At 61.7% G+C, this 13272-nt stretch carries 8 protein-coding genes; 3 read left to right on the forward strand and 5 right to left on the reverse strand.

The annotated features are described in order from the left end of the window. Window positions 1-16: 16 nt before the first annotated feature. Window positions 17-652: a thymidine kinase gene (locus FY528_RS09700; protein WP_168682252.1), complete on the reverse strand. Its 636-nt coding sequence runs from the start codon at window positions 650-652 to the stop codon at window positions 17-19. A 152-nt stretch (window positions 653-804) separates the two neighbouring features. Continuing rightward, window positions 805-1137 carry a 2Fe-2S iron-sulfur cluster-binding protein gene (locus FY528_RS09705; protein ID WP_149070802.1) on the reverse strand — a complete coding sequence of 111 codons (333 nt, stop codon included), beginning with the start codon at window positions 1135-1137 and terminating at the stop codon, window positions 805-807. Between the two features lie 36 nt (window positions 1138-1173). On the opposite strand from FY528_RS09705, the gene FY528_RS09710 reads away from it, so the two are divergent. The 3 genes from FY528_RS09710 to FY528_RS09720 all read left to right on the forward strand — a co-directional run bounded on the left by FY528_RS09710 (window position 1174) and on the right by FY528_RS09720 (window position 8939). Next, complete coding sequence (locus FY528_RS09710) at window positions 1174-2415, forward strand: DUF8457 domain-containing protein (RefSeq protein ID WP_149070803.1); 1242 nt, start codon at window positions 1174-1176, stop codon at window positions 2413-2415. Beyond that, window positions 2408-3469 carry a hypothetical protein gene (locus FY528_RS09715; protein WP_222931803.1) on the forward strand — a complete coding sequence of 354 codons (1062 nt, stop codon included), beginning with the start codon at window positions 2408-2410 and terminating at the stop codon, window positions 3467-3469. Before FY528_RS09710 ends, FY528_RS09715 begins: the two co-directional genes overlap by 8 nt. Before the next feature lie 517 nt (window positions 3470-3986). After that, window positions 3987-8939 carry an Ig-like domain-containing protein gene (locus FY528_RS09720; RefSeq protein WP_149070805.1) on the forward strand — a complete coding sequence of 1651 codons (4953 nt, stop codon included), beginning with the start codon at window positions 3987-3989 and terminating at the stop codon, window positions 8937-8939. Window positions 8940-9385: 446 nt separating this feature from the next. Here FY528_RS09720 and rodA read toward each other — a convergent pair whose 3' ends face one another. The 3 genes from rodA to FY528_RS09735 all read right to left on the reverse strand — a co-directional run bounded on the left by rodA (window position 9386) and on the right by FY528_RS09735 (window position 13258). Next, window positions 9386-10663, reverse strand: coding sequence for a rod shape-determining protein RodA (rodA, locus tag FY528_RS09725; protein WP_149070806.1), 1278 nt, complete (start codon window positions 10661-10663; stop codon window positions 9386-9388). A gap of 101 nt (window positions 10664-10764) precedes the next feature. Next, complete coding sequence (gene mrdA / locus FY528_RS09730) at window positions 10765-12606, reverse strand: penicillin-binding protein 2 (RefSeq protein ID WP_149070807.1); 1842 nt, start codon at window positions 12604-12606, stop codon at window positions 10765-10767. Window positions 12607-12739: 133 nt separating this feature from the next. Next, window positions 12740-13258 (reverse strand): hypothetical protein, encoded by a 519-nt coding sequence (locus FY528_RS09735; protein WP_262383959.1) that lies wholly within the window; start codon window positions 13256-13258, stop codon window positions 12740-12742. Window positions 13259-13272: the final 14 nt, after the last annotated feature.

Here is a 13272-nt window from a genome sequence, read left to right on the forward strand (position 1 = left end):
CGCTGGCGCGGGCAGATTAGTGCTGGGCCTGAGCCGTGGCCGTCAAGGGCTCTTCTTCGCCCTGCTTGCCTTTCTGGCCTTCCAGAAAACACCCGCGGCAACGAGCTTCGTACGAATCGGTTTCTCCCAGCAGAATCTTGCTTTCGGAGGCCGCAATGCGGAAGGAGTAGGAAGCAATTTCGCCGCAGCACACGCACACGGCGTGCACCTTGGTTACGTATTCGGCCACGGCCATGAGCACTGGCATGGGCCCGAAGGGCTGACCCAGGTAATCCATATCCAGGCCTGCCACGATGACGCGCTTGCCGTGGTTGGCCAGCTGGGTGCAGACTTCTACCAGGGAGGCATCAAAAAACTGGGCTTCGTCTACGCCCACCACGTCGCAGCTGCTGGCCAGCAAAAGCATTTCCTCGGGCAGCTGAATGGGCGTTGAGCGGATGCTGTTGGCATTGTGCGACACCACATCCTGGGCGTGGTAGCGGGTATCGAGGCCGGGCTTGAAGATTTCGACGTGCTGCCGGGCAATCTTGGCGCGGTTCAGGCGGCGGATCAGCTCCTCCGTCTTGCCCGAAAACATGGACCCGCAGACCACTTCTATCCAGCCCCGGCGGGGCACGTCGCGGGCATTGCCCACACGGGGTTCTATAAACACAGCGTTTTTTCGTTGAGCGTTGCCAGCTGCCAGCTTCCTGGCACCCATCAGAACCTCTAAGGTACGGCATTCGGGTGGCAGGCTCAAACGCTATTTGGTGTTCGAGTAGCTACTTCTCAGGGAATCAGCGGCTAGGATTATCCTGCCCGTCACTACTGCTCCTCACGGCTATACTGCTGGTGGGGCAGTTGGGTGGCCTCCGGCACGCGCCCCCTGACACTGCCCGATTCCAGGCGCGTCTGGCACGTGAGACGTTCCTGAGGCAACAGGCGGCCGGCGGCCTGGTAGCGCAACTCGGGGGCGGTGGGCGGCGTTAGGAACTCCGCCCCCGCCGTCACCGCTATGCGACACGTGGTGCAGCGGCCTTTGGCCCCGCAGGCGTGCATCCAGTCGTAGCCGGCGGCCTGAATGGCGGCCAGCAGTGTAGCGCCAGTGGGCACTTCCAAGGTGGCGCCGGGCAGGTTCTGCACTGTTAGTGTGGGCATCTTTCTCTAACTTTCCCGCCCCGAATCAGGCTTGCAATGAAGGACAAATATAGTCAACCCAAACTCGAAGCGTACGGCCAGAAGCTGGCCGCTCAACTGTGTGAACGGCATTTTGGCCCCCAACCCAACGCTACGCTTGATGGCCCCGCCGTGCTGCGCTTTACGCCGGTGCGCCAGGTAAACCTGTTTGTGGTGCAGCAGCTGCTGGCTAAGTGGACGGCCGAAATGGCCCAGCTTCGCAGCCCGTACTTCGATTTTGAGGATGCCGAGGTGCGCCAGGCCCTTACCCAGCTCATGAACCTGCTTTCCCGGCGCATTCGCCTGACGCGGGAAACCTTTGAGCCGTTGCTGGCCCGGGCCGTGACGGATACCCTGCGCGTGGCCGCCGAGCCCGCCGTGGGCTTCGACGAAAAGCTGCTGCCCGCGCAGCAAACCGTCACGCGGGAGCAGCTGCAGGAAGGCCTGCGCTATTTCGACGTGGAAAAACCGCTGTTTCAAGGCTTCGTAGAGTCGTTGCCGGCGGGCACGGCCCTGGACCGGGAGCTGCTTAGCAGCCGTTTCCGACTGTATCAGCAAACCAACTTCCAGTCGATGCACCCCATGGAAACGGTGGTAAACGAGCTGAGCGCCCTGCTGCCTTTGTCGGAAATAGACTTGCGGGCCGACGAAGCCGCTACCCCCCCCTTGGCTCCGTCTCCGGTGGCAGCGCCGGCCCCCGCGCCCCGTGCTGTGCCCCAGCAGCCCTCCGAGCCCGCACCGGTTGCAGCCAAACCGGCTCCTCCCGTTTCAGTACCACCTAAGCCGGCCGCTCCCGCGCCGCCAATAGCTCCTGCCGCTACCACCCCAGTACCGGTGCCGCCCGCGCCCATTCCTGCTCCGGTAGCTGCCCCGGCCCCAGCAGTGCCACCAGTTGCTGCTACGCCAGCTGCGGCTGAAGTTCCCCTCTACGAAAAGCTCCGGACAGAGCACAGCTCCCCCGGCCTGGCCGAAACATTGCGGGCAGAGCGCCCGGCTACGGCCTCCCTGGCCGATAAAGCGCCCAAGGTGGAGTCCCTGCGGGAGGCTATTTCCATTAATCAGCGCTTCAGCTTTATCAATGAGCTGTTCAATGGCGAAAACATGGAGTACCACGCCGCCATTCAGAAGCTCGACGCTCTGCCCGATGCTGCCTCGGCCCGGCGCTACGTGCAGGAAGACCTGACAAAGCAGTACGGCTGGGTACGCAAGGACGAGCATATCAACAAGCTGCTGCGGCTGATTGACCGCAAGTTTGAGTAAGCGCCCCGGCCCGATGGAAACTGTGGCCCCGGCCTGGCCTCGCCTGTTGCGGCGGCATTGGCAGCGCCTGCTGCTGGTGTATGGGCTGGCCGTGGGCGTGCTGGCCGGCCCGGCCTATACTATGTACGTGCACTACGACTTCTCGCACTCCCTCGACACGCGCAGTTACCTAAGCGTGGCGCGGGGTGAGTTTCGGGGCGTGAGCGTTACGCGCCGCTACCGGGTGCTGGTGCCCGCGGCAGCCGCTGCTATGGCCTGGCCCCTGGAGAAAGTGTACGCGCGTGTCTGGCCCCAGCGCGCAGCCTCGGAGTGGCCATTGCGGCTGGCGTTTTATGTAGTAAATACGCTTGTAATGGGAGCAGCCGGGCTTTTGTGGTACCGAAGCAGCCGCTGCTACGGCGCTACCCGGGAAGCGGCTGCGCTGGCTACGGCGCTGGTGCTCAGCAGTCGTTGGGCCGTATACATTGCCGGCCTGCCCATGGTTGACAGCCTGTATTTATTGGTCTTTGCGCTGGGCTATTACGCGGCGGTAAGCCGTTCTCGGATGGCTTTGGTAGCGTGCATTCTGCTGGGGCCGCTGGCCAAAGAGTCGTTTGTGTTTCTGGTGCCGTGGCTGCTGGCCTTCGCGCGGGGCGCGGGGCGCTGGCCGGTACAGGTAGCTTGGCTGGCGGTAGCCGGGGCCCTCACTTTCGGCATCCGGCACTGGATTGACGCGCAAGCGGGTACGCCCGCCAGTGCAAGCGTTAACAACGCGCTCAACCACTTCGAAAACGTTGTTTATTCGCTTCAACGGCTGTTTTCGGTGAAAGGCGCAGGTGAGTTATTCAGTGTGTTCGGGTTTGCGACGTTGGCTTTGCTGCTGGTTCCCGTCCGCAGCTGGGCCCGGCCGCTGGGGTGGAAAGGTGCGGCCCTGGGTGCCGTAGTAGGGGCACACATGCTGCTTTCCGGAGAGTTGGCCCGCATGGCCTATTTGGCAGCCCCCGCCTTTACGGTAGCCCTGGCGCTAGTCATCACGAAAGTACAAAGCAGCCTGCCCAGCCGGCTGCTGTCGTGACCTATCCACGGACCTGCGCGGAAGTCAGCGCCCCAAACAGCGTTTTTCAGCCCTACCATTGCTGGTCGTTCTGGCAGGTTTTAGCTTTAGCATCAGGAAGTTCAGCCTGAAGCTGAGGTCCGCTTCTTTATTTTCTGTCTTATCTGAATCCAGGTTGAATAAAATTCGGGCTACTGCCCATTTTTTACGTTGTTTTTTACCTGCGCTGCCCACCACTGTTAGCTGCTACTGCATTACTACTGCCCAAACGAGCCCGCCCCTGGCTTGCGCAGTAAGCGTATAAGTCACGTGCGGCCTAGCCGAAAAACGGGGTTTTTACGGTACTAAAGCACGTTTTATTAGTTGCTTTCCAAGAAACAATGCCGGTATATTTGGTCACCCTCCAAGTACCGAGTATCTAGTTTTAGCGGATTTTCATCGGCTAGTTCAGGTTCATTGCGCATTGCGGCATCTGAGCCTTCTGGTTGCCCGGGTTCTTGAGGGTTTCGCGCTGCCCCTCTTCCATAACCCCACCACAATGAACACAATTTCTACCCCCTCGGGCCGCAGGCTCGGGCGCTGGGCCGGCCTGGCTATGGCCCTCGGCTTCAGCTGGCTACTGCAGCCCACCGCGGCGCAAGCCCAGTGCAACCAGCTGGTCTGGCAGGACGAGTTCGACACCCCCGGCAACTTTGACAAGTGGCAGGTGTACAACGGTGACGGCTGCAACGTGGGCAACTGTAACTTCGGCAATGCTGAGCTGCAGGTGTACCGCCCGGCCAACGCCACCGTTGCGGGCGGCGTCCTGAACATTGCCACGCGCTACGAAAACTCCGTGGAAGGCGGGCGCACCTACAACTACACTTCCGCCAAGCTGCAGTCGAAAGTGCCCGCTACCGGCGGGCTGCAGACGTTTAAGTACGGCCGCATCGAGGCCCGCATGAAGCTGCCCTCCGCCCAGGGTGCCTGGCCCGCCTTCTGGATGCTGGCCGACCCCGGCAACTGGCCCTTCACCGGGGAAATCGACATCATGGAGGCCAAGCACAAGAACCCCAGGTCGGTGGGTGGCACCATTCACTACGACGCGGGCGGCTGGCACTTCACCGGGCGCGACTATATTTCGTCCATTGACTTGTCGCTGGATTTCCACGTGTACGCCGTGGAATGGGGCCCCGACCAGATTAAGTGGTTTGTAGATGGAAACCTGTTTCACACGGCCACGCCCAAAACCACGTTTGGGGGCGGCTGGCCCTTCAACGACGGCAACTTCTACATCATCCTGAACACGGCCGTGGGCGGCCCCGGCACGGCGTACACCGGCTTCCAGCAGCCCACCCCCGCCGACTTCCCGGTGAACACGCAGGTAGACTACGTGCGGGTGTACAAAGGCACCTACAACTACGCGGTGTTCGGGGCCGAGCAGGTGCACCAGGGCGACCAGAACAAAACCTACCGCATGGACGCCATTACCGGCGGCACCTACACGTGGTCGGTGCCCAGCGGGGCCACCATCACCAGCGGGCAGGGCACCAATGCCATTCAGGTGAACTTCGCCAGCGGAGCCGTGAGCGGCAACGTGACGGCCTCGGTGGCGGTGAGCGGCTGCGCTACGGCCACCTACACCAAAGCCATTACCGTGACGCCCGCCCTGCAGCTGGACCGCGTGTATGAGGACTACGAAGCCAACCGCGTCATCACCTACGGCACCGTGACGGGCACGCTCACCCAGGCCGTGGCCAACCCTTCGGCGGTCATCAACACCTCCGCGGCGGTGGGCAAGTACGTGCGCAATTCCAGCGAGCAGTACGACGTGCTATACGTGCGCAACCTGGGCATCAGCAACGCCAACGACTTTATCTCGGGCCGCCGCAAGGTGTTTATCGACGTGTACTCCACGGCTCCGGCGGGCAGCAAGGTCACCATGCAGTTTGAAAACAGCCAGGTAACCACGGCCACTAACTTCCCGGCGGGCCGGCACAGCGCCTACCGCGCCTATACCACCCGCCAGAATGCCTGGGAAACCCTGGAATTCGAGTTCGAGAAGAGCCTCGACGCCAATACCAGCATCTTCTCCATCAACAACGTGGCTTTCCTGTTCCAGCCGGCCACCAACTCCGCCGCTACCTTCTACGTGGATAACCTGCTGATTAAAAAGCAGCCCGAAGCCCCGGTGGTTTCGACGGAAGTGCTGCTAAACTACGATGGCACCAGCAAGCTGACCTTCAACGCGGCCGGCACCAACGGCGCGTACACCGCCCCCACGGCCAACCCCGGCGCAGCCGGCGTGAATACTTCCGCCAACGTGGCCAGGTACGTGCGCAATGCCACCCAGCAATACGACGTGCTGTTCCTGGACGCCGGCGCGCCCGGTACCGTCATTCAGGACGCCGCGCTGTTTAAGAACCAGACCTACCAGCTGCAGGTGGACGTGTACACCTCGGCCCCGGTGGGTACGCCCATCAACATTACCCTTCAGAATAAGGCCCTGGCGGCCCCGCTGAACTCGTTCCCGGCCGGCCGCAACAGCACCTACCTGGCCAATACCACCAGGCAAAACCAGTGGGAGACGCTCACCTTCGCCTTTAACAACGCGCCCGACGCCGGCACCGCCAACGTGGCCATCGACCAGCTGGCGGTGCTCTTCAACAGCGGCTTTTTCACCGGCGAAACGTTCTACCTCGACAACCTCCGCATTGCCAAGAAGGCCACGCCTACCTACTCGGCCGCTACTACCTTCGAGAACTACGACGCCATCCGGAACCTGCCCTTGCGCAGCGCCAACGGTACGTACGTAGCGGCCGCCAACAACCCCTCTGCTACAGGTATCAATACCTCGGCGAAAGTGGGCCAGTACACTCGCAACACGGCTTCGCAGTACGACGCCCTCACCCTGACCAGCACCCAGATCAAAGATGGTAGCGCCTATGTCTCGGGGCAGAAAGTGTTTGCCATGGACGTGTACACGTCGGCCCCGGTGGGCACCGTGGTGTCGTGGCAACTGGAAAGCAGCGCGGCCTCTACGCCCGGCAACTACCCCTCAGGCCGGCACAGCATCTACCAGGCCGTTATCAAGCAAACCAACGCTTGGCACACGCTTACCTTCTCCTACGCCAACTCGCCCGACGCCGGCACCGCCGACGCCGACATCGACAACGTAGTCATGCTGTTCTCGCCCAACTCCACCAACGGCTCGGTGTACTACATCGACAACCTGCGCAGTTTGTCGGCCGGCACTACGCCCACCAACGTTGCGCCTACGGTCAGCCTGACTTCCCCAGCCAATGGGGCTAGCTTCACGGCCCCAGCCAGCATTACGATTAATGCCAACGCCGCTGACTCCGATGGTACGATCAGCAAAGTGGAGTTCTATAACGGCACCACGCTACTGAACACAGATACGGCTAGCCCTTACTCCTATACATGGACCGGTGTGGGCACAGGCACCTACTCTCTCACAGCTAAAGCCACGGATAACGCGGGTGCGGTAACGACGTCTACAGCCGTGAGCGTGACAGTCCCAGCAGCGCCCACAGCGCAGCCTATTCCGGGCACGATTGAAGCGGAAAGCTACACGGCTCAGCAGGGCACGGACAAGGAAGCCACCACCGACACAGGCGGGGGGCAGAACGTAGACTGGTACGAGACGGGCGACTGGCTCGACTACTCCGTCAACGTCGCTTCGGCCGGCCAGTACACCGTCGGCATCCGCGTGGCCTCGGCCAATGGCGGGGCCACGCTGCAGCTGCGCAACAGCGCCGGCACGGTCTTGGGCTCGGTGAACGTAGGCAACACCGGGGGCTGGCAGAGCTGGCAGACGCAGACCACAACGGTCACGCTGCCGGCGGGGGTGCAAACGCTGCGCCTCTACGCCTCCGCCTCCACCGGCACGAATGTGAACTGGCTCAGCTTCACGGCTGTGACCACGAACACGCCGCCCACCGTGAGCCTAACCTCGCCTGCTGCTGGCGCGACCTTCACGGCCCCGGCTTCGATTACCATCAATGCTAACGCGGCTGATGCCAACGGCACCGTCAGCTCGGTAGCCTTCTACAACGGCACGACCTTGCTTGGCACCGACACGTCCTCGCCCTACTCCTACACCTGGACCGGCGTGGCCGCTGGCACCTACTCAATTACCGCCCGCGCAACGGACAACGCAGGAGCCGTAACCACCGCCTCGGCCGTGAGCGTCACGGTCAGCAACACTCAGAGCGGGCAGACCATTCCCGGCACGATTGAGGCCGAGAGCTACGCGGCTATGCTCGGTATCCAGACCGAAGCCACCACCGACACGGGTGGGGGCCTGAACGTGGGCTACATCGAAACCGGGGACTGGATGGACTACGCCGTGAACGTGACCTCGGCCGGTTCCTACACCGTGGGCTTCCGCGTGGCTAGCCAGCCTGGTGGCGCTACCCTGCAGCTGCGCAACAGCGCCGGCTCGGTGCTGGGCTCGGTGAACGTGGGCGCCACGGGCGGCTGGCAGAGCTGGCAGACGCAGACGGCGACGGTGAGTTTGCCGGCCGGAGCGCAGACGTTGCGGGTTTACGCGGCCGCCGGGGGTGTGAACGTAAACTGGCTGAGCTTCGCGGCCGTGACCACGAACACGCCGCCCACGGTCAGCCTGACCTCGCCTGCTGCTGGCGCGACCTTCACCGCTCCAGCTAGCATCACCATCAACGCCAACGCGGCTGATGCCAACGGCACGGTTAGCTCCGTGGCGTTCTACAACGGCACCACGCTGCTCGGGACCGACACGAGTGCACCGTATTCCTACACTTGGACTGGCGTGGCCGCCGGTACCTACTCACTCACAGCCCGTGCCACTGATAATGGCGGAGCAGTAACGACCTCCTCGGCCGTGAGTGTGACGGTGAGCAACGCCTCTACGGGCAGCTACTGCGCCGTGACCTCGGACTTCAGCTACGGGGCTGTGAGCAGCGGGGGCAACGTGACCATCACCTTCCACCCGCTGGGGGCTACGGCTGGCGGCAACCTGGCCATCCTCTACCTGCGCCAGGGCACGAGTGGGGCCTACCCCGGCTACACCATGACTAAGAACGCGGCCGGAGACTTCACCTACACGCTGCCCGTGGCCAATGGCACGCTCGTCAACCTCTACTTCACCTACCAAGTGGGTGCCGGCGGGCCCGAGCGTAACAACGCCGCCACGCCCTTCTCCTACACCGTGGGCACGGCCTGCTCCATGCAGGCCCGCACTGGCACTGCCCTGGCCAACCACAATGCCAGCAGCGTGTCTTCGGCCAAGCTCTACCCCAACCCGGCCAGCAGCCAGCTGCGGGTAGAAACCCTCGTAGCCGCCGAAACGCTGACGGTTACCGATGGTCTGGGCCGCGTGGTGCTGAAGCAACAGGTAGGCGGGCGCCAGCTAGTTTCTGACCTGAACATCAGTTCCCTGAACCGTGGCGTGTACTTCCTCACCATCCGAAGCAGCCAAGGCACTGAGGTACAGAAGTTCATCAAGCAGTAAACGGGGCCAGTACCCAACAAGCAAAAGGGCCGCAGACTAGATCTGCGGCCCTTCTTTGTGCCCATCGAAAAAGGGCTATCAACTCTGTTCGGAATATTTTTTACACAAAATCCGGCGCTTGAATTTCAAAAGTCCAGTCTATGGTTTCAAGCGTTCCGGCTGATGTTCGAAGCGCTCCGGCTACAGCATCGATTGTTCCGGGCCATGTTCCAGGCGTTCCGGCCTATGTTTCAATCGTTCCGGGTCATGTTCAGGCGTTCCGGGTGCAGCGTCAGTCGTTTCGGCCTATGTTCGAAGCGTTCCAAGTCATGTTCCAATCGTTCCGGCCTCAGACACGGTCATTCCGGGTCATGTTTCAACGATTCCGGGTACGGACGCGGGTTTTTCCTGGCTGCTTCGTTACCTCTTGGGCCGGCGGGGCGTGGTAGCAAGAAAACTAGCCGGCTCTAATACCGCTCCAAATCCTGCTTGCGGTAGGCGTCAATGGCCAGCAAGATGAACAGCAGCGTGGTAAACGACCAGAGCGAGGAACCCCCGTAGCTGAAGAACGGCAACGGAATGCCCACCACCGGGGCCAGCCCAATCGTCATGCCGATGTTGATGCAGAAGTGGAAGAAGATAATACTGGCCACGCAATAGCCATAGGTGCGCCCAAACACCGATTTCTGCCGCTCGGCCACGTAGATGATGCGCCCCAGCAAGGCCACAAACAGCGCAATCACCGTCATAGTACCCAGCCAGCCCCACTCCTCCCCCACGGTGCAGAAGATGAAGTCGGTACTTTGCTCGGGTACAAAGTCAAACTTGGTTTGCGTGCCCTGCAGGAAGCCCTTGCCCGCAAAACCGCCTGAGCCAATGGCAATTTTGGACTGCGTCACGTTCCAGCCCACGCCCAGCGGGTCGGCGGAGGGGTTGATGAGCACCTCGATGCGCTTGCGCTGGTAGTCGTGCAGCACGCTGTTGAAGAAGTAATCCACCCCAAACACCATCCCAATCACCACGGCCCACACGCTGAGCGTGAGCGGCAGGTGATGGCGCAGCACCCGGGTATTAAAGCCAAAAATCAGGAGCAGAATGAGCGTGAAAGCCGCTACCAGCCACAGCTTGGGCACCAACAAGGCCAGAATGAGAATCAGGGCCGCCGCCGCCAGCACCAGCAGAATCAGCGGCGACATGCCCTCCCGGAAGTAGGCCAGCAGGAAGGCTCCGAACACCAGCGCCTGCCCCGTTTCGTTGGCCGCCACAATGAGCACTGGCGGCAGCAGCGTGAGGCCGGCCAGCACCAGCTGGTCGCGCCAGTTCTGGTTGCGCAGGTTGATGCCCGCCATGTAGCGCGACACGGCCAGGGCCGTAATGAACTTGGCAAACTCGGCGGGCTGCAGGCGCACCGGCCCCAGCTCCAGCCAGGAGCGGGAGCCCGCAATGGGACGCGCAATCAGCGGGGTCACGATCAGCAGCGCAATCATCACCCCATATAGCACAAAGGCAAACGTGTCGTAGGCCTTGTAATCAATTACCAGCAGGATGACGATGAGCACCACGGAGGTGCCAATCCACACCAGCTGCTTGCCGTAGTTGAAATCGAAGTTGAACAGGGAGGCTGCCGGGGCCTCGGGCGAGTAGCTGGCCGCGTACACGTTCAGCCAGCCCAGTAGCACCATCAGCGCATACAGCCCCACGGTTACCCAGTCGATACTGCGGCTATAGCGGGCGGGAGAAGCCATTTTTAAAGGAGTTTCGGGTTTCGAGTTGCTGGTTTCGGGTTACCAGTTTCGGGGTAGGGTTAGCAACTCGAAACCCGAAACTAGCAACCCGAAACTCTTTATTAGTGTCGGCGGGAAAGGAAACGGTCGGCGGGGCCGGGCAGCCAGTTTTCCCAGCGCTTCCGCCAGGGGGCTACCTTGCCCCGCAGGTATTTTTCCATGAGCAGGGAAGCCAGCGGAGCTGCCGAAAGCCCCCCGAAGCCCGCATTTTCGATAAACACGGCTACCACAATCTTCGGGTCTTCGGCCGGGGCAAAGCCCGCGAAGGTGGCATGGTCCTCGCCGTGGTAGTTTTGCACGGTTCCGGTTTTGCCGGCTACCGAAATACCCACGTCGGCCAGCGAAGCCAGGTTAGCGGTACCTCCGCGCCCGTCTACCACTTCCTGCATGCCCGGCACCAAGGCCTCGAAGTGGCGCGGCTCGATGGGCAGGCGGTGCTGCACCTGAAACTGCGGGAGCGGCCCCTGCTTACCGATGCTGCGCACAAAATGCGGGGTGTAGTACCAGCCCCGGTTGGCGATGATGGCCAAAATATTGGCCATTTGCAGGCCCGTAATGCCAATTTCACCCTGCCCGATGCTGAGCGAGTACACCGTGCGGAAGTTCCAGTGGTTTTTGCCGTACTGCTTGTTGTAGAAGTTAGGCGAAGGAATCAGCCCCATCCGCTCCCCCGGCAAGTCCACACCCAGGTGCTGAGCCAGCCCGAAGTTGACCACCTGCTGGCGCCAGTCGGCCAAACCCAGGGCCGCATCCTCGGTTTTGCGGGTCGAGCGGCCACGCATTACCATGGCCCGCATCACCTGGTAGAAGTAGGGGTTGCAGCTTTGCTTGATGGCAATGTTGACGTTGTTGGGCGGCTCGTGGCGGTGGGTGCAGCGCACCAGCTTCCAGTTGCATTGGAAACCGGTGGTAGGCGTCACCACCCCGGCCTGCAGGGCAATGGCCTCGTTCACCAGCTTAAACACAGAGCCGGGCGGGTAGGTCGCCATCAGGGGCCGGTCGAATAAGGGCCGTTCGGGGTTGCGCAGCAGCTCCATGTAGCGGTTGCCCAGCCCTTTGCCCGTCAGCTTGTTGGGGTTGTAGCTCGGGGCTGATACAAAGGCCAGGATTTCGCCGGTCTTGGGGTCGAGGGCCACCACAGAGCCGCGCTTGCCGGCCATCAGCTGCTCCGCCAAACGCTGCAGCTCCCGGTCAATGCTCAGGTGCAAATCTTGTCCGGCCCGGGAAAGCGTATCGAATTCCCCGCCGCGAAAAGCGCCTTTCTCAATGCCGCGCACGTTCACCATGCGGTACTGCACCCCGCGCTGGCCCATCAGCTGCTGCTCATAGAACGACTCCAGGCCCGAGATGCCGAGGTTGTCGCCGGCTATGTACTTAGCATACTTCGGCTTCTCCAAATGAGCCGGCGTTACGGGCCCCACGTAGCCCAGGGCGTGGGCCATAATGGTATCCTGGTAAGACCGGGCCATGCGGGCCTTGATGCTGAAGCCCGGGAAGTCCATCAGGTTGTCCTGAATAGCGGCCAGCTCGGGCGTGCTCAGGTTGGGCACCAGCGGCGAGGCCTTTACCCTGGAATACGTTTTGGCCGCCAGCAGCCCCGCCCGCAAGTCCTCCACCGGCAATTGCAGCAGCTGGCAAAACCGAGCCGTATCAAGGGTTTTCACCTCGCGCGGCACCACCATCAAGTCATACACGGGCGTGTTCTGCACCAGAAGCTTGCCGGCGCGGTCGTAGATGAGGCCCCGATAGGGCGTCTGCACAATGCGCTGGAGCGTGTTGCGGTCGGCAGCCAGCTTGTAGCTGCCATCGAGCACCTGGATATAGAACAACCGCGTCGCAAACACCACTGCCACAGCCAGAAAAATGGCCATCACCACAAACTTGCGGCCTTCTAAGTATTGCAAAGCAGAAAAACCTGAGAAATACGATGTTCCGATGCACTCACCGGAAGCGCAAAGATAACCAGATAGCCGTTGAGTAAGTTGCAAATAACCGGGCCGCGCCGGCAGTACCTACGTCGCGCAGGCAGGGAGTCGGCTAGCGGCTGCGGCGGCCAGCCGGGAAGAATACCAGCTGAATAATGAGCAGCACCAGGCCTGTGAACAGCACGCTCACAAAGATTTTACCCAGCGTGAGGCCAATGGTGCGGAAGCCGCCCAGCTCCACGAAGAAAAACGCCGTGTGGTGGATAGCCAGCAATAGCACCAGGTACACGCCAAACCACTGCCAGCCCATGCGGTGAATGTTCACGGAGTCGGAGGAGTCGTAGCCGTCGCGCGGGGTGAGCAGGCGCAGCACCCAGGGGCGCAGGTAGGCCACCAGCACCGTCGCCACCGCGTGCACCCCGCCCGAGTCGAAAAACACATCCATGGTGATGCCCATGGCAAAGCCCAGCAGCAGCTGCACCACAATGGGCGTGGCAATGGGTAGAAATAGCAGGAAGCCCAGGTACAGAAAGCACCAGCCCAAGCCAAACAACCCGGTGGGCGTGATGTGGCTGATGATAAAAACCTGCACAAAGGCGTACAGCACAAACCGCAGCAGCTCAATAATCAAGGTACCAACTACTC

Source organism: Hymenobacter lutimineralis, assembly GCF_008271285.1.
Lineage (GTDB): Bacteria > Bacteroidota > Bacteroidia > Cytophagales > Hymenobacteraceae > Hymenobacter > Hymenobacter lutimineralis.